This window comes from Burkholderia sp. 9779_493 (assembly GCF_015712215.1).
In the GTDB taxonomy this organism is placed as follows: Bacteria; Pseudomonadota; Gammaproteobacteria; order Burkholderiales; family Burkholderiaceae; genus Burkholderia; species Burkholderia cenocepacia.
In genome coordinates, this window is sequence record NZ_JACCQA010000004.1 from 292,219 (window position 1) to 313,465 (window position 21,247).

Sequence of the window (21,247 nt, forward strand, 5' to 3'; positions counted from 1 at the left end):
CACGGATTTGAACGCAACTAACGGTCAGATCGAGCCAGCGCCCGTATCCAGGGCGCCGTTCGCTCAGTTCACCTTCATCCGCTGCAGCTTGTTGTACAGCGTCTTCGGGCTGATGCCGAGCAGCGTCGCGGCGCGGTGGCGCGTACCGCCGACCGCGTCGAGCGTCGCGCGGATCAGCAGATCCTCGACGTCGGACAGCGGCGTGCCGACCTTGATCTGCACGCTGCTGCCGTTCAGCGCGGCGCCGGCGGAGAAGCTGGCCTCGCCCGCGCGCAGCGTCTCGATGAAGTCGCCCGATGCGTCGTACGCGAAGCGCACGCGTTCCTGCAGCTCGCGCACGTTGCCCGGCCATTCGTACGACAGGCATTCGCGCACGAAGCCCGGCGCCGCGCGCTTGTCGGTCGTGCTGCGGCCGGTTGCGCGCGCTTCGCGGTTCAGTTCGTCGATCTGCGCATCCGCGATCGCGAGTGCGTCGCCGTCGCGCTCGCGCAGCGGGGGCATCGTGATCGATGCCGCATCGAGGCGCAGCCACAGATCCTCCCGCAGTGTGCCGTTTGCCACCGCTTCACGCGCCGGGCGGCGCGTGGCCGCGATCAGCCGGAAATCGCTGGTGATCGAGCTCGTACCGCCGATCCGCATGAAGTTCTGCGAATCGAGCGCGTGCAGCAGCGCTTCCTGCAGCACGAGCGGCAGTGCGGTGATTTCGTCGAGGAACAGCGTGCCGCCGCCGGCTTGCTCGAACAGGCCCAACTCGCGGCGCTCCGCGCCGTCGAAGGCGCCGCGCTCGTGGCCGAACAGCACGCTGTCGAGCGACGCGCCATGCCGGCCGGCCTGCGCGAGCATCCGGCAGTCGAACGACACGAACGGCCCCTTGCGGCGCCGGCTCAGCTCGTGCAGCGTGCGCGCGGCCAGCTTCTTGCCGGTGCCGGCTTCGCCCGAGAACAGCACGGCCGTCTCGGTGCGGGCGTTGTGCTCGATCATGTCGTACACGTGCTGCATCGCGTCGCTGCGGCCGACCAGCGCGCCGAAGCGGCCCAGATGGCGCAGCGATGCCCGCAGCGACTGCACTTCGTCGATCAGTTCGTACGGGCGGGGAATCCGCGCGAGCAAGCTGCGCAGGCGCGGAATGTTGATCGGCTTGAGCAGGTAGTCCCAGATGCCGTGGCGCAAACCCTCGATGGCGCTCTCGACCGTCGCGTTGCCCGTCAGCACGATCACGGGCAGCGAGCCGTTCGGCTGTTGCTGCGGCAGGTGCTGGAGCAGGTCGAAGCCGCTGCCGTCCGGCAGGTTCAGGTCGACGAGCACGACGTCGGGAATCGAGCGGCCGAGCGCCGTGCGCGCTTCGGCGAGCGACGTGGCCGTGTCGACCGAGAAGCCGTCTGCGGCGAGCAGCGCGGTGAGGCCTGACAGGCTGTTGGGATCGTCTTCGACAATCAGGGCGTGTGGCATGGTGGACGCGAGTCGAGTCAAGAGAGGCGGGCTGTCGGCCAGCGGGCCGCAGCCGCATGTCGGATTAAAGACTGATTTTATGCCCCGCCGAACGCGTCACGCGCATTATTTCTCCGGCGCTATAAAACAGTTACCGATGATACAAATTGAATATCTTTACCGGTGGATTTTGTGCTGCTTATGGCGCCGGCTTGTGGCAGCTGTTGACGCCAGGCAAACAAAAAGCGCCCCGAAGGGCGCTTTGTTCGATGCGGATATCGCAGACGATTACGCGCGGCTGCGGTATTCGTTCGTGCGCGTATCGATTTCGATCTTGTCGCCGGTGTTGCAGAACAGCGGCACCTGCAGTTCGAAGCCGGTCGCCAGCTTCGCGTTCTTCAGCACCTTGCCCGACGACGTGTCGCCCTTGACGGCTGGTTCCGTGTAGGTGATTTCGCGAACGAGGATCGTCGGCAGTTCGACCGAGATGGCCTTCTCGTTGTAGAACACGACTTCGCAAGCCATGCCGTCTTCGAGATAGTTCAGCGCTTCGCCCATCATTTCGGCTTCGACTTCGTACTGGTTGTAGTCGGCGTCCATGAACACGTACATCGGGTCGGCGAAGTACGAGTACGTCACTTCCTTGCGGTCGAGCACGACGACGTCGAACTTGTCGTCGGCCTTGTAGACCGATTCCTGACCTGCGTTCGACAGCAGGTTCTTCATCTTCATCTTGACGACGGCGGCGTTACGGCCCGACTTGTTGTATTCCGTCTTTGCGATGACCCAGGCGTCGCTGCCGATCTGCACGACGTTGCCTACGCGGAGTTCCTGTGCGGTTTTCATAAAAACACTGTCCTGATCAAATCAAATAAATAGGTGCCTGAGCGGTGCACAACGGGTGAGGCGCCAAGCAGATGCGTTCCGGTGGGCGCCCAAAGCTCAAACGCGAGCGCTTGCGTGGTCAGCCGTCGGATAACCGCTTATTTTAACTGAGATTTTGCGTATTCCGCCAGCTTTCCGGCGAGATCGCCGACGGCCGCGAGCGCGTCGGCCCAGCGGATCGCATTGGCGTCCAGCGCGGCGCGGTGTTGCCAGAAATCGGCCCAGTCGGGCGTGCCGGCGCCGTTCCACGCATGCCAGAACCGCTCGAGCGCCGCGCGCGGCGCATCGGGGAGGCCGGCCGACAGGTGCGCGAGCGCGGCATCGAGCTTCGGCAGGTGCACGTCGTCGGCCTGCGGGTAGATGTGCCACACGAACGGCTTGCGCGCCCATTGCGCGCGGACGAACGAATCCTCGCCGCGCACGAAGTTGAGGTCGGCGACCCACAGCAGCGCGTCGTAGTCGGGCTGCGGAACGAACGCGAGCCCGTGGGCGGTCAGGTTGCCGCTGCGCGCGTGCGCGCCCGCCGCGAATGATTCGACCCCGAAAAAGCGCGCGACGGCCGGCGACACGCGCCCGGCGGGTACGAGCGCGAGGACCGGCGACGGGCCGTCGCGCCACTGCGCGAGCAGCGCGTCGACGGCCGGGTTCTCGTAGGCGAACAGGCTGACGACCGTCGTGCCGGGCGCCGGCGGCGCGCCGCCGGTCGCGTGCCGCCACCACGCGGCGCGCGCTGCCGGGTCGGCGTCGAAGGCCGCGCGGCGTGCGTCGAGGTCGCGCTCCTTCGGCACGCCGCCGGTGCCGGCCGACAGGCCCGGAAAGAAGAACGTCTTCAGCAGCGGGTAGCGCGGATGCGGCGACGGCCGCAAATGGAAATCGGCGACCCAGTCCTCGGCGCTCAGGTATTCGAGGTTGATCCACACGGGGCGGCGCGCGCGTCGCGCCATCGCCGCGAGATACGGGCCGGGCAGCTCGCACGCGAACGCCTCGATCACGACATCGGCGATGTCCAGCGCGTCGCCGACTTCCGCATGCCAGTGCTCGATCACGATCGCGTCGACCGTCTGCCGGGTCGCGTCGGGGTCGACCTCCGGCAGCAGGCGCGCGAACGTGTGCAGGTCGTCGACGAACAGGCGAACCTGCCAGCCGTGCTCGTGCGCGAGCTGACGCGCGACGCGCCAGCACACGCCGATGTCGCCGAAATTGTCGATCACCGTGCAGAACAGGTCGCAGGCGATCGGTTCGCCCGGCGCGAGCGGCGCGGAAGAGAGTGGGGCAGCGGTGGTGCGTGGCATCGAAGCGGGCCGGTGAATGCTCTAAACTGGCGATTCTAATGGACCCGTTCCGCGTTACAAGGCGCCCGGATCACGCATGACATCCCCAGAAGCTTCCGATACTCCGTTCGAACCGAAGAAGATCCTTGCGCAGTTGCCGCACATGCCGGGTGTCTATCGCTATTACGACACGGCGGGCGCCGTCCTCTACGTCGGCAAGGCGCGCGACCTGAAAAAGCGCGTGTCGAGCTATTTCACGAAGACGCAGCTGTCGCCGCGCATCGCGATGATGGTCACGCGCATCGCGCGCATCGAAACGACCGTCACGCGCTCGGAAGCCGAAGCGCTGCTGCTCGAGAACAACCTGATCAAGGCGCTCGCGCCGCGTTACAACATCCTGTTTCGCGACGACAAATCGTATCCGTACCTGAAGCTGACCGCGCACCGCTTTCCGCGGATGGCCTACTACCGAGGCTCGGTCGACAAGCAGAACCAGTATTTCGGGCCGTTCCCGAGTGCGTGGGCCGTGCGCGAGAGCATCCAGATCCTGCAGCGCGTGTTCCAGTTGCGCACCTGCGAGGATTCGGTCTTCAACAACCGCACGCGGCCGTGCCTGTTGCACCAGATCGGACGGTGCACGGCGCCGTGCGTCGGCGCGATCTCCGACGAGGATTACGCGGTCGACGTGTCGAACGCCGCGCGGTTCCTGCTCGGCCGGCAGTCCGAAGTGATGAAGGAGCTCGAGCAGAAGATGCACGCGTTCGCGGCTGAACTGAAATTCGAGCAGGCGGCGGCCGTGCGCAACCAGATGAGCTCGCTCGCGACGGTGCTGCACCAGCAGGCGATCGAGGTCGGCAGCGACAGCGACGTCGATGTCCTGGCCGTCGTCGCGCAGGGCGGGCGCGTGTGCGTGAACCTCGCGATGGTGCGCGGCGGCCGGCACCTCGGCGACAAGGCCTATTTCCCGACGCACGTCGAAAGCGCGCTGACGCTCGCCGAGGGCGGTCTCGGCGAAGACGCCGAGCCGGCGGAGGCGGTCGATGCGACGGCCGACGCGGTGCCCGATCTGCCCGCGGAAGAGGCCGGCAGCGCGCGCGGCACGGCGGCCGCGGCGTCGGTCGAGGCCGAGGTGCTCGACGCGTTCATCGCGCAGCACTATCTCGGCAATCGCGTGCCGCCCGTGCTCGTCGTCAGCCATGCACCGGCGAGCCGCGACCTGCTGGAGCTGCTGTCCGAGCAGGCCGGCCACAAGGTGTCGCTGGTGCGGCAGCCGCAGGGGCAGCGGCGCGCGTGGCTGTCGATGGCCGAGCAGAACGCGCGCCTCGCGCTCGCGCGGCTGCTGTCCGAGCAGGGCTCGCAGCAGGCGCGTACGCGCGCGCTGGCGGACGCGCTCAGCTACGACAGCGACGATCTCGCGATGCTGCGGATCGAATGCTTCGACATCAGCCATACGATGGGCGAGGCGACGCAGGCGTCGTGCGTCGTCTATCACCATCACAAGATGCAGTCGGGCGAATACCGCCGCTACAACATCACGGGCATCACGCCGGGCGACGATTACGCGGCGATGCGGCAGGTGCTCACGCGCCGCTACGAGAAGATGGTCGAGCAGGCCGCGCAGGCGGCGGCCGTCGACGAAGCGGCCGGCATCGACGGCGAGTCGACGCGCCAGGCCGAGGCGTCGAGCCTGCTGCCGAACATCGTGCTGATCGACGGCGGCAAGGGCCAGGTCGAGATCGCGCGGCAGGTATTCACCGAGCTCGGCCTCGATACGTCGATGCTGGTCGGCGTCGCGAAAGGCGAGGGGCGCAAGGTCGGCCTCGAAACGCTGGTGTTTGCGGACGGCCGCACGCCGCTCGAACTCGGCAAGGAGAGCGCCGCGCTGATGCTCGTCGCGCAGATCCGCGACGAGGCGCACCGTTTCGCGATCACCGGCATGCGGGCGAAGCGGGCGAAGGCGCGCCAGACGTCGCGACTCGAGGAACTCGAGGGCGTCGGCGCGAAGCGCCGGCAGCGGCTGCTCGCGCGCTTCGGCGGGTTGCGCGGCGTGGTGGCCGCGAGTGTCGAGGAACTGGCGAGCGTCGAGGGCATTTCGCACGCGCTCGCCGAGCAGATCTACAAGCAGCTTCACTAACGCGGCCGTGCGGCCGGCGGCGTTGCCAGCGTTCTTGTGGCAGGCCGGTCGACACGGCACAATTGCGAATCCTTTACTGTCCCGCATGCCATGCCGTTCAATTTCCCGATTTTCCTGACGTGGGTACGGATCGTGCTGATTCCGCTCGTCGTCGGCGTGTTCTATCTGCCGGACACGGTGATGGGCGGCGCGCACCGCAATCTCGCGGCGGCGGCGATCTTCATCCTCGCCGCGCTGACCGACTGGTTCGACGGCTTCCTCGCCCGCAAGTGGAACCAGACGTCGTCGTTCGGCGCGTTCCTCGACCCGGTCGCGGACAAGCTGATGGTGACGGCCGCGCTGCTGATCCTCGTGCAGATTTCGCGGGTCGACGCGGCGATCGCGCTGGTGATCGTCGGTCGCGAGATCGCGATTTCGGCGCTGCGCGAGTGGATGGCCCAGATCGGCGCGTCGAAGAGCGTGGCGGTGAACCAGCTCGGCAAGTTCAAGACCGCGTGCCAGATGGTCGCGATTCCGATGCTGCTGTTCTACGGGCCGCTGCCGCTCGGGATTGTGACGATCGACACGCGCGTGTGGGGCGAGTGGCTGATGTATCTGGCCGCGGTGTTGACCATCTGGTCGATGCTGTACTACATGAAACTCGCATGGCCGCAGATTCGCGAGCGTGGCGGCGCCTGACCCGCATCGCCTGTGCGGCGGCGGTTTTTGTAAAAAGGGCTGGAAAAGCCCTTGACACACGAATGTGCCTTCGACATAATCTCGCTTCTCCGCTGCACGACGAAGTAAGTGTGTGACGGGGAAGCAGGAGCGTAGCAATACGCGGGAGTAGCTCAGTTGGTAGAGCGCAACCTTGCCAAGGTTGAGGTCGCGAGTTCGAGACTCGTCTCCCGCTCCAATTTATGATCTACAGACGTCCACTGACGTCTGTAAGTCATTGAAAAGAGGAGCTTCGGCTCCTTTTTTCATTCCAGCCAAAGCCACGGAAATCCACCGACAGCCAGCGTTTTTGAGGCCAAAATTAAGGCCAAAGAATGCGGGTGGTGCCGGTTCCGGGTTGTTGCTGGGGTTGGATCGGGATGACCAGCAGCATCGAGCCTAAGTCTCACGACTTAGGAGTTTGATGATGGCACTCTCTGATCTGACCGTGCGGCAAGCCAAGGCCGCCAAGAAAACCTACAGCATCCCCGATACCGACGGCCTCGGCCTGGTGGTCGCCCCTACCGGCGGCAAATCGTGGCACCTGCGTTACTACTGGCTCGGCAAGCAAAAACGCATCTCCCTGGGCAACTATCCCGAGATCGGCCTGCGCGAAGCCCGCACCTTGCGCGACGAAGCCCGGGCACTCCTGGCCCAAGGCATCAACCCCCACGCTGACCGTAAGCAGAAGCGGCACGCGGTCAAGTTGGCCTCGGACTACACGTTCAAGGCTGTCTTCGATGCCTGGTTCGAGCACCGCGCCAAGGAACTCAAGGAAGGCAGGAACAGCACGCTGTCGCAGATCAAGCGGATCTTCGAGAAAGACGTGCTGCCCAGCCTCAAGCAAATGTCGATCTATGACATTCGGCGGCCGCAGCTCCTGGGCGTCCTGGCGCGGATCGAAAAGCGCGAGGCGTTCACCACTGCAGAGAAGGTCCGTACCTGGCTGGGACAGTTGTTCCGCTACGCGCTGGTCATTGTCGAGGGAATGGAGGCCAATCCGGCTACGGACCTGGACGTAGTGGCCGAGCCCAAGCCCGCGGTGACCCACAACCCCTACCTGCATCTGCCTGAGCTTCCCGAGTTCCTCCAGAAGCTCAGGCTCTACAACCCTCGGGGCTGGCAGACCCAGCTTGGTATCCGCCTGCTGTTCCTGACCGGCGTGCGTACCGGAGAGCTGCGGCTCGCGACCCCCGACCAGTTCGACCTCGACCGTGGCCTGTGGATCATCCCGCCGGAAATCGTCAAGCAGCTTCAGGACGAGATGCGCAAGGCGGGCAAGCGTCCGCAGGATGTGCCGCCCTACATCGTGCCGTTGTCCGTCCAGGCCATCGAGATCGTGCGCTACCTGCTCGGGGTGATGCGGCCGGCGCAGCGCCACCTGTTGACACACCGCAGCAACCTCAAGAAGCGCATCAGCGAGAACACGCTCAACGCCGCCTTGAAGCGGATGGGTTACACGGATCGACTGACCGGACACGGTATTCGCGGAACGATCTCGACGGCGCTCAACGAGATCGGTTACCCGAAGATTTGGGTGGATGCCCAGCTTTCGCACTCCGATCCGAACAAGGTAAGTTCGTCCTACAACCACGCCAAGTATGTGGAGCCGCGGCGCCGGATGATGCAGGACTGGGCTGACCGTCTCGACTTGCTCGAACAGGCCCAGGTCGAAGCGGCCAGCGCACACCTCACTATCCACATCGAGGGCGTGCCCGCCATTGCGGAGGAGGACAAGGCTGACGCCATCGTTGCAAGTTCCTCTGCGGCACCCGTTCCGCCGGTAGTGGCTACCCCTATCGTTGTGACGCCGAGCGACGGAGGCATCACCTTCCAACGGTTGTCGCAGGTGCCGCCACCCCCGACACATGCGCCGGAACCCGAGGTGTCCGCCATCCAGCGCGAGCGCGAGGAAATGCTGGCCATTTACGAATCGCCGAGCAGTCTGCCGGTGCCCCTGTTCGGCAAGCTCGCCGGAAAGTCCAAGGACCAGATCAACCGCGAGCTGAAGGCCGGCAAGCTGCTCTCCATCAGCCTGGGCAACCGGGGGCAGCGCGTCCCCGACTGGCAACTGGTGCCGCTCAAGCATAAGCTGGCCCAGGTGCTCATGCACCAGTACCCGCAGGCGGATTCATGGGAGCTTTACCGCATGTTGACCCGGCCACACCCCGACCTGGGTGATCGCGCGGCCATCGACATCGTGACGCCAAGCAATCTGGGCATGGTGGCCCAGGTCATCGCAGGCGGCCAGCCCCATGCGAATGCTCCCGAGGTCGTCCCGCCGCGGCCTATCTCCGAAGAGGTGCGCCAGAGCGTTCGCCGGCTGATGGAGAGCGCTGTGGCTTTGGACGGCGCGTAGTGTTACAGCGCCCGCGAGGGCCTCACGGCCCCCGCGCTACATCTGCACCGCCTGCATGAGTTCGTTCAGTGTGCTGTGGTGCGGGAGCTAAGGACAGGCGCCGATGTCGCCGTCTAGAAATCGAGCAGACGATCATGCATGTCCAGCGGATCGTTGGACGCCTGGCATCTGCACATCAGGGGACGCTCAGCGCGGGCACGCTATCGGGTATTCGATTGGACCGCGCTATCCTTGGCTACCTGCATCGCTCTGCGCTCGAACCGCTCAGAAACCGCGTTGGCTCGTCCTTTGGGTCGCTGCAGATGCGTCACGACCTCGTAGGGACCCTCAGCCAGCGGCCGGGCGGTGATCCCCCATGCATCAGCACGCTTGATGCGCGATTGCGCTGTGATCCCAACGCCATAGCCAGCGCCAACCCATAGCGCCAACATCTCGAACGAGGTCACGTGCTGGATACTCTGCTGGTTCAACGGTGGTAGGGATGATAGTCGCTGATCCAGCGGTGAGCAGCTTTCTGCCGGCCAGCGAAACACGGGGTAGTTCAGAAGCTCGGCGAGCGTGAGTTTTGTCTGGGCAAGTAACGGGGACCGCCATGGCATGGCAACAGCGATGTTCTCAAGCCACAATGGTTGGCTATTCAGAGACGGAGCGCTTACGGCCCGGAGCGACATTCCTGCGTCGTAGCGACCTTCATCAATGCCCGTCACCAGGTCGTCACTTGATGTCTCAAAGAACGCGATAGTGATTTCTGGCTCTTCCGCGCGTTGCAGGGCGAGAAGCGAGGAGAAGCATGAGGATGGCACGCCAGGTGCTATGGCAAGCCTGAGATGGGAAAACTGGCTGGTGGCATCATGCATGCGAGCCCCCAAAAAGTGTTCTGGCCGAGGAGGTGAACTTGCATCGTGGTCAAGAGTGAAGTTTAACGCCGTTATCTTTAACGTGGTTAATTTTGGCAGATTGTTTGACGCTTCTGCTGATGCAGAAATCAACCATTCAGCCAGGCCGTCCTTCTGGTACAAAAACGTATGAATCCGCAGCGGCGACAGCTTTCGGACAGGCCGTGCGCGCTGCGCGCGTCGCACAAGGAGTCGCGCAAGACGAGTTCGCATCTCGGGCAGGCATTTCGCGCTCGCACATGGGCAAGATCGAGCGTGGTGAGCACGTGCCCACGCTGCCCCTCATACTGAAAATTTCAGTAGCACTTAGGATAAGCGCGGCAGAATTGATGGCGGCCACCGAGCGCAATCTTCGTGCCGAAACCGATCTTTGAGGGTGTCTGCCAGCGGGGCTGCGTCAGCCGCTCGCAGACTCACGTAGGCGAACGATGAATCGCTCCAGCGAAGCCGACAAATCGTTGCTGTCAGGTCGCAGCAAGTAAGTCGTGATGACGGCTGAATCGATGGCCAGGGGACGGATCACCACGTCTGGGCGTTGGCAAACCGGAATCTTGCTTGCAGCCAAAAAACCGATGCCGTAGCCGGCACCGACTAAGGTGAGCATCATGTCCAGCGAGGACACCTCCTCGACGACGTTCAACTTGTGCTCAAGCACCTGCAGCAGTCGTGTCAGTTCCCGGCAGTAGCCCTCGCATGCATGGGGATCACACAAGACCAGTGGATGGATCCCGACTTCTTGGAGCGGGACCTTTTTGTGGGCGAGCAGTGCGTGCCGTGCCGGCACGGCGATGACCAATGGATCTCGCCAGATGGGCTCAGCCCGTATGTCGTCGCCGACGTCGGCCGTATGCGCGAATCCGATCATGAAATCCCCGGACCGCAGGCCGCGTAACTGCTCGGCCAGCGGAACCTCGGACAGACGTATCTCGATCTCCGGCTCCTCCGCACGACACCGGGCCAGAAATGCCGACAGGCGAGCATCGATCGCCCCGTCGGAAATTGCGATGCGCAGACTGCCTCGCAAACCCGCTGCCACGGCGTGGGCGCTTTCGCGTGCCTGTTCGAGCACGGTGAACAATCTGCGGACATCTTGAAGAAAGACGACACCCGCCGGCGTCAGCACGGTTCCACGGCGGTTCCGGACGAACAGCACGACCCCTAGCTCGTCCTCCAGTTCTTTGATGGCACGGGACAAGGGGGGCTGTTCGATGTGCAGGCGCTCGGCGGCCCGCGTGAAATGCAACTCTTCAGCCAGGGCCATGAAATAGCGCAGATGTCGTAATTCCATGGTCTCACCCCCCCAATGCCGAACGGGCAATCGCGTGCTACGCCCGTATGTAGGTCCATCCCGCTTGCTGCATGCGCGCCATCTCGATGACGGCAGGCCCGTCCAGTACTTCGAGCGGCTCTCTGTTCTCCCTGCCGATCCGCGAAAGTGTGTTGGGACATACCCAGGTGAGCGTGTCGAGGTCGGAAGGTGCCGTGTCCAGGGCGGCAGCGACGGCTTGCGCGTTCGCGACGATGCGCACATCGGCATCGGGCGCCGCGCGCTTGAGATTGCTTGCATTGTTTCGCGCACGCTCAAAGGCTTCTGCCGTCGGTGCGTGGATGATCACTTTCAATGTAGGGCGTTGGGTGTCTTGGGTCATGGTCGCTCGGCTGTGGCCGTCAGAAAGGTCGTTCACGGGCGCATCTGCTGGGATGCGGATTTCAAGGCGCTTTGCAGCATCTCCTCGATGGAGGGGTGGTAGTACGGCATGGCCAGCAGATCGTTGACCGTCTGCTTTGCCTGGATCGCCCAGGCGATCAGGTGCGCCAGATGCTCGCCTTGCGTCAGGAGCATGCTGGCACCGAGCAAGGCGCCTGAGCCGGGGTCGGCATAGATGCGCAGCAGGTTTTCCGGGGCTCCCAGGATCTTGGAGCGCCCGTTGCCGCTGCCTTCCGCAGTGCCGACGACCGCGCCTTCCTGCATCGCGGCCTCATGGGTCATGCCGACTGCGCACGCATCCGGGTCGGTGAACAGGATCGTGATCGGCACGCGCCGCGATGCCCCTGGCCAGCTTTCCCCGCGCAAGCTCGACAACGCGGCCTGCGCCGCCATCTGGCCCTCGTCCGCGGCCTCGTGCATCAGGGGGCGATCCGGCTGCACGTCGCCTGCGAAGAAAATCGGCACCTGGGAGGACCCGGGGGCCTGCATGGTCGCGGGGTCGATGCTCGGTCGGCCAGCCTGATCCAGGGAGATGCCGGCCGCGGCGAGGTCGAGCGCCTCGGTATTGGGCTGTCGTCCCGTCACGACGAGAAGCCGATCCACCAGGGCCTCGCGCTCGCCGGTGCGCATGCGTACCTGGTCGCCCTCAAGGCTGACTTCGACGGCGGCGCCCAGCCACATCGGCAATTCGGTCTCGAACCTGGCGATCGCTCGCTTCAGGACATCGGGGTCTTGGATACCGCCGATGGTGTCTTTCTGGTCTGCCGCGACCACCTGCACATCCAGCCGAGACAGGGCCAAGCCGAGTTCCAGCCCGATGGCGCCCAGCCCCAGGATCCCCATCCGGGCCGGCAGGACTTCCAGGTCGAACAGGGTATCGGTGGTCAGAACGCGGGAGGCGACACCTTCGAGCGCTTTGGGAACCACCGGGCGGGAGCCCGTCGCCACGATGAAGGCGCCGGCCTCGATCCGTTGTTCGCCCGCCTGCAAGATGCCTGGCGCGACGAAGCGCGCTTCGGCCATGATCAGGCTCTCGCCGGCCGCCTTGCGTGTGCGTTCCGCGGCGGCGCTGGCCAGCGCATCCCTGGTCTGGCGGGCGTGGGACCACAAGGCCTGCGGCCCTTGGGTCGACGGCGTGGCGCTCGCCGCGAGTGCCTTGGCAACCTTCCAGTGCATGCCGGCATGCAGCGCCGCTTTCGAAGGCATGCATCCGACGCGCGCGCAGGTCGTCCCCAATGGCCCCCGATCGATCAGAACCACCTGTTTGCCTGCCGCCTTCAGCGCGTGGAATGCGGTGCTGCCAGCGGTTCCCGCGCCAATGATGGCGATATCTGCTTTCCTTGTCTGCATTGAATATTCCCGTCCACATCAATTAATCGAACATCGAACATCGGACCTCTAGCCAACATTGCGCATGAGCATGAGGGCCGCCACGGCCACGCAGGTGATCGAGAACACCCGCTGGAGCATCTTTGAGGGAATCCTGCGTGCCAGAACGCGGCCAATTGACATGCCCACGAGCGCCGTGAGAACGAATGTCCAGGCGGGTGCGGTAAGCGTCAGGCCGTGACTCCACGCGATGAACACGGTCACCGCGGACAGCAGCGCGATCACCATGAGCGAGGTCGCGACGATGCTGTGCATGCGCAGCTCGCTGAAATGCGCCAGGGCCGGGACGATGATGAATCCGCCGCCCACCCCCAGCATGCCCGTGGCCAAACCGGAGACGACGCCGATGCTTCCCAGCGTGGTCGCGGTTCGCACGTTCCAGACGAAGCGGCCGGTGTCCTTGGAGATCTTGCAGACCCGGCCCTGCTCGTCAGCCGAATCGCCCTGCGGCTGGTTGCCACGGGATGACATGAACATACGGTAAGCCACCACGAGCATGATGGCGACGAAGATCAGGTTCAGCCATCGAGGCGAAAGCCAGTGAGCGAGCTGCACGCCCAGCGGAGCCGTCACGGTACCGGCAGCCGCCAGCATCATCGCTGCCTTGTACCGAACAACGCCCTGGCGCAAGCCCTGCGCAGCCCCCAGGGTCGCCGCAGCGCCCACGGCGAGCAGCGCCACGGGCGCGGCCTGACGGATGTCCATGCCCAGGCCGAATACCAGCGCCGGCACGGCGAAGATGCCGCCGCCGGCCCCAGTCAATCCCAGCACGGCTCCAATGATGAGGCCCAGCACTCCACCCGTCAGCGAGAGCATGGTGAATGATCCTTTGTGCAATTTCCGTTGAACAGCCTGGGATGCGGTCTGAGAGAAGTGGCCATCAGGTTCGGTGCCTCGGCGGCTGGTTCAGCGCGGTCCCAGCACTTCACCCAGTTGCGCCCCTCGCGGCATGCCGTTGTATTTCTTGAGGACCCCGTTGGGGCCGCGCACGACGATGCCGGGCGTCCCCCGGAAGCCGGTGCTCGCCATGAGTGCCAGGTTGTCATCGAGGATCTTGCGCACATCGGCAGGCACGCTCTTGGCTGGCGTAATCCCGCCTTGGCCGAACTGTCGTTCGTTCGTCAACAATGCCGCGCTCCGGTCAGGCGCGCCAAGGATGGCCGCGGCTTTGGCCGGACTGTCATCCTTGATGATGCCCACCAGAATGTGCCGCAATTGGACCTTGCCGGAATCCACCCAAGGGCGTGCAGCTTCCCAAAAGGCGTTGCAATAGGGGCAGTTGGCATCGCTGAAGGTGTAGATGACGCGCGGCGCATCTGCCTTGCCGTCCAGCACCCAGGTAGACGACTGGAGCTGCGACCATTCCTTGTCGCTGATCGGTTTGGCGGCCAGCTTTTCGAGGTCCGCTTCGTCCATCGGCTCGCCCTTGGCGTTCAGGCGAGTTCCCACGATGGCATTGCCGTCGCTCGTGATGTATACGGCAATGGGCCGGTCACCCGCGACGGCGGCGAAGGCGCGCAGACCACCGCCGACCTTGAATTCCTGCGTGACGGTCAGGCCCTGGCCCTCCAGCGCCTTGAGGACGGCCGGCTTGTCCGCCGTCTCTGCCTTGCTGCAGCCGGTGACCGCCATGAAGCTGGCGGCCAAGAGGAACGAAATGTGCGAGCGTTGTGCAAACATGATTACTCCTTGTCTGTCTTGATCTGTTGGGCTGGCGCGAATCGGCGCGACACCGTGTGTTTGAGGCTTGCCATCGTGAGTTCGCCCAGATGGGTATCCACCAGGCGTCCTTGTTCATCGAAGAACAAGGTGGTGGGCAGGCCTCGCGAGGCGACGGCCTGCATGGTCTGGGAAGCGGGGTCGAGCAGCACATCCTTGAGCTGCAGGCGTTCGCTTTCAAGAAAGGCGCGGGCCTGCTGGGCGCTTTCTCCCTGGTTGACCATGACGAAGGCGATACCGGGATACTGCGCTTGCGCCTGCTCGAACACCGGCATCTCGCGACGGCATGGTGGACACCATGAAGCCCAGAGGTTGAGCACGACGGGCCGCCCAGCATAGGAATTGAGGACGACAGGCCGTTCATCGAGCGTTGCGAGCGTCAAGGCCGGCAATGGCGGCGCCGAGCGCTGAAGCAAAGCCAGCACGCCACCGGCCGCAAACCAGGCCAAGAGTCCGGCCGCAACTCCCGCCAGCACAGGCCGGCGCAATGCCTGAACCGCACGGGTGCGCCACCAGATGAGCGTCACCGCGGCCAGGACACCGACCCACCACAAAAAGCCTTGATCGCCAATGGAAATCATGGACATTGGCGACTGCGCGTACTCTTCCCACCACTGCGCGATGTAGCCGAGGCGAGCTGCCACAAGCCCCACAAAAACGGCGTCCAGCAGCATGCCACCGGCCGCCTTGTACGGAGAGTCGGGCAACCGCTTGGCCACCATGCGCGCCACGACCCAGGCCAGCAGGATGGCCAAGAAGACGGCAACCACCTGAACGGAGAATGGACCGATGCTGATCATCAGGAACCAGCCTTGTCCAAGCGCTCCAAGAAGGCGCTGGCATCGATCTCGCCGACGACGCGCAGATCGCGCCGTTCCTTGCCATCCGGACCGACGAGAATGAGAGTAGGCGGTCCCATGACACCCCAATGCTTGAGCAAGGTCTGGTCGGTCGCATCATTGCGCGTCACGTCCGGTCGCACGACCTGCATCCGGGCCAGTCGGGACGCGACGGCCGGGTCGCCGAATACGTTGCGTTCGATCACATGGCAACTGACGCACCAGTCGGCGTAGAAATCGATCAGAGTCCATTGACCGCGTGAGGCGGCCTGTGCCAGATGCGCATCGACGTCCTCGACCGATTTGGCCTGCAGGTAAGCGACGCCGCCTGTCGCCGGTGCTGCCGAAGCCGAATCCCCGCGCAGGTGTGCCAGCGGCTGCAATGCCGATTCGCCGCCAGAGGCCGCGCCGACCAGCATCAGGATGGACCACAAGCCGGCGAAGACAGCGCCGGACCGCAGCGTCCATGCCAGCCGATGCTTTGCTGCCACGGCCTGGCCCCAAGCGATCAGTCCAATCGCCACCGACAAGACCCACGCGCCCCACAGAACCAGGCTGACCGTGCCGGGCAGGACGCGCGTCAGCATCATCACGGCCATGCCCACCATGACGTAGCCGAATGCCACGCGCACGCGGTCCATCCACGCGCCAGGCCGCGGCAGGACCCGGGCACCGAACACGGCGATGGCCAGCAGGGGCAGTCCCATGCCCAAACCCAGCGCGAACAAGGCCATGCCGCCGTAGACCGCGCTGCCGGTCTGCCCGATGTACAGCAATGCGCCCGCCAATGGAGCGGTCATGCAAGGCCCGACCAGAAGCGCCGAGAGGAAGCCCAGCGCCGCCGCGCCGGGGAGGCTCCCGCCCGAGCGCTCTCTGCCAGCGGATTCGACCCGATTGATCAGCGCCGAGGGCATCTGCAGCTCGAACAGACCGAACAAGGAACTCGCCAGGACCAGGAACAAGGCTGCAAACGCTCCGAGCAGCCAAGGCGATTGCAGTGTGGCCTGCAGATTGGCCCCGGCCAGGCCAGCGGCCACACCTACCGCGGCGTAGGTGCCCGCCATCGCCAAGACATAGGACAGGGAGAGGAAGAAAGCCCGCCGCGGCCTGGCCTGGCTGCCGACCACCATGGTGGAGATGATGGGGATCATCGGGAGCGAGCATGGCGTGAAAGCCAGCAGCAACCCGAAGCCGAAGAACAGCAGCGTCCCCCACACGGGCCCCAGCGCTGCAAGCCGCTGCGCTGCGGCTTGATCCTCCGCCACCTCGGTCGGCCCACCCTGGCTGCCTGCATGGGTGGCGGCCACGGCCGAACTCCCCTGGACGGAATCATTGCCGGCCGGGGAGGTACCGGCCACCACAGCCGGCAGTGCCACGTTCATGGTCTGCGGCGGATAGCAGATCCCTGCTTCCGCGCAGCCCTGCCAGTGGAGCGTCAGCGGGCCGGGGGCAGTGGCAGGAAAGCGCAGCTTGAGCGCCTCGCCCGTATAGATTTCCGTGTCGCCAAAGAATTCGTCGTGTTTGGCCGTTCCTGCCGGAAGGCTCAAGCTGACCTCATGGCCCTGGGCATCGACCAACTTGAGGGCATGGCGATAGACGTAGTAGCCATCGGCGATGTGCCCAGCGGCCGAGAACGAATCGCCCTGCTGCTGCGCAGGGTCCAGCTTGAGAACTTCGGCAACGTCCAGAAATTGCCGTTCACTGCTGCCCCAGGAGGAAAAAAGGCCATTCGCCCACGCGCTGCCGACCGCACAACAACACAGGAGAAAGATCGCTACGACGCGCCGATGAAAAGCCAAATCCGAATCCTCCAAGCAAAGCTGCCTGGATCATGCGATGACCCGATTAAGCGAAACTAAAGGTCCCCCGCACGGCCCCTGGGAACCGGGATGCCATCAATGCTTTGCGCTTGGCTCTGATGATCGACCGTGGGCGAGTTCCGCCTGCTCCGTCCGGGCCCGTTCGATCCCGGCCTCGACGACTTTCGCCGCCTCGGAGTCGGGGGGCATCATCCCTAGCAGCTTCTGCCAGTGCGCGATGGCCGCTTGGTAGTCCCGGCGCTGCACCGCAGCAGCGCCGGCCAGAGTCAGAGGCAGGGCTGCATTGGGATCGAGCGACAAGGCCCGCTCAAGCATACGGGTGGGCTCTCCCTCAAAGCCGGAGCCGCGGATTCTGGACAGCGACTCCGCGTATTCCGACAAAGCTTGTGGATCGTTCTGGACAAGTTCATTGGCGCGAGTGAAGGCATTGACGGCTTGCTCATGATCGCCGAAGTAGCGGTAGGAACGCGCCAGCATGAGCCAGCCTCCAGGATCATCGGGGTGCTGGGCCAGTCGTGCCTGCAGTGAGGCCACCATGGCTTGCACATCGGCTTGCGTCGTCATACCCGCGCTGCGAACCTGTGGCGGGTCCACGGCGGCCGGATTCCCCAAGTACGAATAGGTCAGCGCCGTCGCGATCGGCAGCACAATGGCGACAGTGATCGCTGCCCCCCTGCTTCCAGCAGGTGGCCCCAATCTCGACGGCGATGGAGCAGTTTCATCCAGCGCTCGCCGTTGCAGATCGGATCTTGCATCGGCCAATTCATGGGCCGACAGCGTGCCATTGAAGTGGTCTCTCTCCAACTCCGCCCATTGATCGCGCAGTACCGCGGCGTTCACGCTGTCAGGGGCAACCTGGTTGCCCGCACCATGTCCCCCTCGCCAGAGGAGGAAAGAAAGCCATAGCGAGACGCCTCCCACGAGCACCGACGCCAGAACCAGGAAAACGATGCTCATGACTCGTCCAGGGCATTGTGTGGCGGAGCCAGCAGCGCGTCCGCGTGTCTGCGCTCCTCTTCATTGAGGGCAGCATTCTTCGGCTTGCGGTTTCGGCTGCGCAGACTCATGACCAAGACCACAAAGCCCAGGGCAAGCAGCGCGAACGGGCCAAACCAAAGCAGCATCGTTGTCGGCTTCAATGGCGGGCGGTAAAGCACAAAGTCGCCGTATCGTTCGACCATATAGGTTCGGATGTCGTCATCGCTTTTTCCGGCACGGATCTGCTCGCGAATCTGTTGACGCAAGTCGGCGGCGAGATCGGCCTGCGAAGCTGCAATCGACTCGTTCTGGCAAACCAGGCAACGCAACTCGGATGCAATGCCCAGCATGCGGTCCTCGGCCGCCTGGTCGCTGGCCCAGACCGGAGCCGTGAACAAAAAGAAAAACAATGCCAGCCGCCAGAGGATCATTTCTCAAGCTCCTGCACCAGCGGCAGCAGCTCGCTGCGCATTTCACCCGCGTCCATCGGCCCGGTATGCTTGTAGCGAATGATGCCCGCCTTGTCGATCAGATAGGTTTCCGGCACGCCGTACACCCCGAAGTCGATGCCGACAGCCCCGTGCGCATCGGAGATCGTCGTTTCAAAGGCGTTGCCATTGCGTCCTAGCCAGGCGATGGCGTTCTGCGGCGTGTCCTTGTAGTTCATGCCGACCACCGAGACGGCATGCCTGCTGGCCAATTCGGTGATGACGGGATGCTCCTCAAGACAGGGCGCGCACCAGGAAGCCCACACGTTCAGTACCCATACTTTCCCGATCATGCTCTCGGGCGAGAAGGTCTTGTCCGGGGCTTGCAGTTGCGGAAGACTGAAGCGTGGCGCGGGCTTGTTGATCAAGGGCGACGGCACCTCGCTGGGCTTGAGCGTCAGTCCCATCGCGAGAAATGACACCAATACAAAGAATCCGAGCAGCGGCCATAGGAAGCGGTTCATGATGTGGCCTCGGGCAATGGCTGGGCGGCGTGTTGACGGCGAGGCTTCAGGCGGTATCGGCGATCGCTGATGGCCAAGCCGCCGCCAAGCGCCATCAGGATGCAGCCGATCCAGATCCAGTCGACGAACGGCTTGTGGTAGACGCGAACGCTCCAAACGCCCTCTCCGAGCGGTTCGCCGAGCGCCGCGTAGACGTGGCGCAGTCCATTTGCGTCGATCGCCACTTCGGTCATCGGCATCTGCGAGGCCGGGTAGTTGCGCTTCTCCGGATGGAGCCGACGCAAGACCTTGCCGTCGCGCGACAGTTCGATATCGCCTATCTGCGTCACGTAGTTGGGTCCTCGCGCGCTCCTTACGCCGACCAAAGTGAGGTTGTAGCCGCCGATGCTGACGGACTCTCCCTGGGCCAATCGAACGTCTCGCTCGGTCTCATACCCGCTGACGATGGTCACGCCAGTCACGAATACCGCGATGCCCAGATGCGCCATATGCATCCCAAGCCAACTGCGCGGCTGGGCACGCAACCCGCCGCGGGTGGCGCGCATTCGACCGAAGATGCCCGTCCCCACGGACACGGCGATCCATGTGGCCAGCATCAAGCCCAACGCCGCGGAGCCTGACCAGTGTCCCAGCACGAATGGAGCGGTCAGGCCCACCACGGGTGCCGCAATCATCGGAACGCGCAACTGCCTGAAGATGGCACCGAACTGGGCGGCCTTCCAATTGGCGACGGGTCCGACCGCAATCAGAAGTAACGCGGGGATCATCAATGGCACGAACACCGCATTGAAGTATGGCGGCCCGACGGAGAGCTTGCCCAGGCCCAACGCGTCGATGAGCAGTGGGTACAGCGTACCGAGTGCGACCGCGCCGGCAGTGACCACCAGCAGCACATTGTTCGCCAGCAGCAAGGACTCCCTGGAGACCGTGTCGAACCGTCCTCCCATTCCGACCTTGGGGGCTCGCCATGCGAACAAAGCGAGCGACGTGCCCACAATGACAGTCAGCAGAATCAGAATAAACAGTCCGCGCCGTGGATCGGTGGCAAATGCATGCACGGAAGTCAGTACGCCCGAGCGCACCAGAAAGGCACCAAGCAACGAGCATGAAAATGCACCGATGGACAGCAGCACCGTCCAATTCTTGAAGCTGGCCCGCTTTTCCGTTACTGCCAAAGAGTGGATCAAGGCAGTGCCCACCAGCCAGGGGATGAACGATGAGTTCTCGACCGGGTCCCAAAACCACCATCCCCCCCAGCCCAACTCGTAGTAGGCCCACCAACTTCCCAAGGCGATGCCGACCGTCAGAAACGCCCAGGCTGCGGTGGCCCAGGGACGCGACCAGCGCGCCCACGTCGAGTCCAGTTGTCCGGCAAGCAATGCGGCGATCGCGAATGCGAAGGCCACCGAAAATCCGACGTACCCCATGTAAAGCAGCGGCGGATGAAAGATCAAGCCGATATCCTGCAAGAGCGGATTCAGATCCCATCCGTCTTGCGGGACCGGGAAAAGTCGTTCGAAGGGATTGGAGGTCAACAGGACGAACAGCAGGAAACCGGCCGTCACCAGCCCGAGCACACCCAGAACGCGCGCCACCATGGCATCCGGAAGCTGCTTCGACAGCCGGCTGACCGCATAGGCCCATCCGGTCTGCATCAGCAGCCAGAGCAGGAGCGAACCCTCATGTCCGCCCCAGACCGCGGCCATTCTGTAGCCCAGCGGGAGCTGAGAATTGGAATTTTGAGCGACGTAGGCGACCGAGTAGTCCTTCGCGACAAAGGCCCAGGTGAGCGCTGTAAAACCGACGATCACCAGCAGGAATTGCGTGCGTGCTGCGGGACGGGCGAACGCGATCCAGGTGAGGTTGGCTCGCGCCGCGCCGGCCAGGGCAAGAACACCTTGAGCGAGTGCCACGAACAAGGCGGCGATGAGGGCGAGGTGGCCGATTTCTGGAATCATGGGTCAAGGCTTCCTTGAAGCTGAATTCTTCTGGGCCTCGTCCAGTGCATGCTGGGCCTCGGGTGGCATGTAGTTCTCGTCGTGCTTGGGACCTATCCGTCATTTTGTGGGCGGGGCATATCATGAGGTGTAAAAGCCATGGATATGCCGATGAAGAAGAAAAGACAAACCGTAGCGCGTCAGGCAGCGGCCCGCGGGCCGCTGCCTGAGTTGCC

General features: G+C 64.1%; 19 protein-coding genes and 1 tRNA gene. 5 read left to right on the forward strand and 15 right to left on the reverse strand.

Going from position 1 to position 21,247, the window contains the following annotated elements; all coding sequences use genetic code 11:
* Positions 1-63 precede the first annotated feature (63 nt).
* From H0X95_RS06070 to earP, 3 genes are all read right to left on the reverse strand, one after another.
* Complete coding sequence (locus H0X95_RS06070) at positions 64-1,449, reverse strand: sigma-54-dependent transcriptional regulator (protein ID WP_006485607.1); 1,386 nt, start codon at positions 1,447-1,449, stop codon at positions 64-66.
* 267 nt (positions 1,450-1,716) lie between these two features.
* On the reverse strand, positions 1,717-2,274 hold the full coding sequence (gene efp, locus H0X95_RS06075; protein WP_006485608.1) for an elongation factor P: 558 nt from the start codon (positions 2,272-2,274) through the stop codon (positions 1,717-1,719).
* A 137-nt stretch (positions 2,275-2,411) separates the two neighbouring features.
* Complete coding sequence (gene earP, locus H0X95_RS06080; protein ID WP_012492436.1) at positions 2,412-3,605, reverse strand: elongation factor P maturation arginine rhamnosyltransferase EarP; 1,194 nt, start codon at positions 3,603-3,605, stop codon at positions 2,412-2,414.
* Positions 3,606-3,681: 76 nt separating this feature from the next.
* On the opposite strand from earP, the gene uvrC reads away from it, so the two are divergent.
* The 4 genes from uvrC to H0X95_RS06100 all read left to right on the forward strand — a co-directional run bounded on the left by uvrC (position 3,682) and on the right by H0X95_RS06100 (position 8,773).
* The gene (gene uvrC, locus H0X95_RS06085) at positions 3,682-5,718 is read left to right on the forward strand and encodes an excinuclease ABC subunit UvrC (RefSeq protein WP_006497717.1); all 2,037 of its coding nucleotides are present in this window, start codon (positions 3,682-3,684) and stop codon (positions 5,716-5,718) included.
* A 90-nt stretch (positions 5,719-5,808) separates the two neighbouring features.
* Positions 5,809-6,396 carry a CDP-diacylglycerol--glycerol-3-phosphate 3-phosphatidyltransferase gene (pgsA, locus tag H0X95_RS06090; RefSeq protein WP_006482193.1) on the forward strand — a complete coding sequence of 196 codons (588 nt, stop codon included), beginning with the start codon at positions 5,809-5,811 and terminating at the stop codon, positions 6,394-6,396.
* A 141-nt stretch (positions 6,397-6,537) separates the two neighbouring features.
* A tRNA-Gly gene (locus H0X95_RS06095) sits at positions 6,538-6,613 on the forward strand.
* 228 nt (positions 6,614-6,841) lie between these two features.
* Positions 6,842-8,773, forward strand: coding sequence for a tyrosine-type recombinase/integrase (locus H0X95_RS06100; protein ID WP_196445952.1), 1,932 nt, complete (start codon positions 6,842-6,844; stop codon positions 8,771-8,773).
* A gap of 200 nt (positions 8,774-8,973) precedes the next feature.
* On the opposite strand, the gene H0X95_RS06105 is transcribed toward H0X95_RS06100, so the two are convergent.
* Positions 8,974-9,630 (reverse strand): substrate-binding domain-containing protein, encoded by a 657-nt coding sequence (locus H0X95_RS06105; RefSeq protein ID WP_081651475.1) that lies wholly within the window; start codon positions 9,628-9,630, stop codon positions 8,974-8,976.
* Between the two features lie 119 nt (positions 9,631-9,749).
* Here H0X95_RS06105 and H0X95_RS06110 point away from each other — a divergent pair, with 119 nt between their 5' ends.
* Positions 9,750-10,043 carry a helix-turn-helix domain-containing protein gene (locus H0X95_RS06110; protein WP_081651477.1) on the forward strand — a complete coding sequence of 98 codons (294 nt, stop codon included), beginning with the start codon at positions 9,750-9,752 and terminating at the stop codon, positions 10,041-10,043.
* A gap of 23 nt (positions 10,044-10,066) precedes the next feature.
* Here H0X95_RS06110 and H0X95_RS06115 read toward each other — a convergent pair whose 3' ends face one another.
* The 11 genes from H0X95_RS06115 to H0X95_RS06165 form a co-directional block, all read right to left on the reverse strand.
* Positions 10,067-10,957: a LysR family transcriptional regulator gene (locus H0X95_RS06115; RefSeq protein ID WP_029043912.1), complete on the reverse strand. Its 891-nt coding sequence runs from the start codon at positions 10,955-10,957 to the stop codon at positions 10,067-10,069.
* 37 nt (positions 10,958-10,994) lie between these two features.
* Positions 10,995-11,318: a hypothetical protein gene (locus tag H0X95_RS06120; protein ID WP_029043913.1), complete on the reverse strand. Its 324-nt coding sequence runs from the start codon at positions 11,316-11,318 to the stop codon at positions 10,995-10,997.
* Positions 11,319-11,350: 32 nt separating this feature from the next.
* Entirely contained in the window at positions 11,351-12,727 is a 1,377-nt protein-coding gene (locus H0X95_RS06125; RefSeq protein WP_020204474.1) for a dihydrolipoyl dehydrogenase, read from the reverse strand.
* 48 nt (positions 12,728-12,775) lie between these two features.
* Positions 12,776-13,582, reverse strand: coding sequence for a sulfite exporter TauE/SafE family protein (locus H0X95_RS06130; protein ID WP_020204475.1), 807 nt, complete (start codon positions 13,580-13,582; stop codon positions 12,776-12,778).
* Positions 13,583-13,672: 90 nt separating this feature from the next.
* On the reverse strand, positions 13,673-14,446 hold the full coding sequence (dsbG, locus tag H0X95_RS06135) for a thiol:disulfide interchange protein DsbG (RefSeq protein WP_020204476.1): 774 nt from the start codon (positions 14,444-14,446) through the stop codon (positions 13,673-13,675).
* A 2-nt stretch (positions 14,447-14,448) separates the two neighbouring features.
* A complete protein-coding gene (locus tag H0X95_RS06140) occupies positions 14,449-15,285 on the reverse strand; it encodes a TlpA disulfide reductase family protein (RefSeq protein ID WP_020204477.1) in 837 nt (278 codons plus the stop codon).
* Entirely contained in the window at positions 15,285-17,138 is a 1,854-nt protein-coding gene (gene dsbD / locus H0X95_RS06145; RefSeq protein WP_020204478.1) for a protein-disulfide reductase DsbD, read from the reverse strand. The genes H0X95_RS06140 and dsbD overlap by 1 nt, the downstream gene beginning before the upstream one ends.
* Positions 17,139-17,219: 81 nt before the next feature.
* Positions 17,220-18,101: a c-type cytochrome biogenesis protein CcmI gene (gene ccmI, locus H0X95_RS06150; protein WP_029043914.1), complete on the reverse strand. Its 882-nt coding sequence runs from the start codon at positions 18,099-18,101 to the stop codon at positions 17,220-17,222.
* Positions 18,098-18,553 (reverse strand): cytochrome c-type biogenesis protein, encoded by a 456-nt coding sequence (locus H0X95_RS06155; RefSeq protein ID WP_020204480.1) that lies wholly within the window; start codon positions 18,551-18,553, stop codon positions 18,098-18,100. The genes ccmI and H0X95_RS06155 overlap by 4 nt, the downstream gene beginning before the upstream one ends.
* On the reverse strand, positions 18,550-19,074 hold the full coding sequence (locus tag H0X95_RS06160; protein WP_029043915.1) for a DsbE family thiol:disulfide interchange protein: 525 nt from the start codon (positions 19,072-19,074) through the stop codon (positions 18,550-18,552). The genes H0X95_RS06155 and H0X95_RS06160 overlap by 4 nt, the downstream gene beginning before the upstream one ends.
* Positions 19,071-21,032, reverse strand: coding sequence for a heme lyase CcmF/NrfE family subunit (locus tag H0X95_RS06165; protein ID WP_020204482.1), 1,962 nt, complete (start codon positions 21,030-21,032; stop codon positions 19,071-19,073). The genes H0X95_RS06160 and H0X95_RS06165 overlap by 4 nt, the downstream gene beginning before the upstream one ends.
* Positions 21,033-21,247: the final 215 nt, after the last annotated feature.

Bases quoted from the DNA above. Each gene is read 5' to 3' on its own strand.
- efp (WP_006485608.1), bottom strand. From the start codon at position 2,274: ATGAAAACCGCACAGGAACTCCGCGTAGGCAACGTCGTGCAGATCGGC.
- H0X95_RS06155 (WP_020204480.1), bottom strand. From the start codon at position 18,553: ATGATCCTCTGGCGGCTGGCATTGTTTTTCTTTTTGTTCACGGCTCCG.
- dsbG (WP_020204476.1), bottom strand. From the start codon at position 14,446: ATGTTTGCACAACGCTCGCACATTTCGTTCCTCTTGGCCGCCAGCTTC.
- H0X95_RS06100 (WP_196445952.1), top strand. From the start codon at position 6,842: ATGGCACTCTCTGATCTGACCGTGCGGCAAGCCAAGGCCGCCAAGAAA.
- H0X95_RS06130 (WP_020204475.1), bottom strand. From the start codon at position 13,582: ATGCTCTCGCTGACGGGTGGAGTGCTGGGCCTCATCATTGGAGCCGTG.
- ccmI (WP_029043914.1), bottom strand. From the start codon at position 18,101: ATGAGCATCGTTTTCCTGGTTCTGGCGTCGGTGCTCGTGGGAGGCGTC.
- H0X95_RS06140 (WP_020204477.1), bottom strand. From the start codon at position 15,285: ATGATCAGCATCGGTCCATTCTCCGTTCAGGTGGTTGCCGTCTTCTTG.
- pgsA (WP_006482193.1), top strand. From the start codon at position 5,809: ATGCCGTTCAATTTCCCGATTTTCCTGACGTGGGTACGGATCGTGCTG.
- H0X95_RS06120 (WP_029043913.1), bottom strand. From the start codon at position 11,318: ATGACCCAAGACACCCAACGCCCTACATTGAAAGTGATCATCCACGCA.
- H0X95_RS06105 (WP_081651475.1), bottom strand. From the start codon at position 9,630: ATGCATGATGCCACCAGCCAGTTTTCCCATCTCAGGCTTGCCATAGCA.
- H0X95_RS06125 (WP_020204474.1), bottom strand. From the start codon at position 12,727: ATGCAGACAAGGAAAGCAGATATCGCCATCATTGGCGCGGGAACCGCT.
- H0X95_RS06115 (WP_029043912.1), bottom strand. From the start codon at position 10,957: ATGGAATTACGACATCTGCGCTATTTCATGGCCCTGGCTGAAGAGTTG.
- H0X95_RS06070 (WP_006485607.1), bottom strand. From the start codon at position 1,449: ATGCCACACGCCCTGATTGTCGAAGACGATCCCAACAGCCTGTCAGGC.
- earP (WP_012492436.1), bottom strand. From the start codon at position 3,605: ATGCCACGCACCACCGCTGCCCCACTCTCTTCCGCGCCGCTCGCGCCG.
- H0X95_RS06160 (WP_029043915.1), bottom strand. From the start codon at position 19,074: ATGAACCGCTTCCTATGGCCGCTGCTCGGATTCTTTGTATTGGTGTCA.
- H0X95_RS06165 (WP_020204482.1), bottom strand. From the start codon at position 21,032: ATGATTCCAGAAATCGGCCACCTCGCCCTCATCGCCGCCTTGTTCGTG.
- H0X95_RS06110 (WP_081651477.1), top strand. From the start codon at position 9,750: ATGCAGAAATCAACCATTCAGCCAGGCCGTCCTTCTGGTACAAAAACG.
- uvrC (WP_006497717.1), top strand. From the start codon at position 3,682: ATGACATCCCCAGAAGCTTCCGATACTCCGTTCGAACCGAAGAAGATC.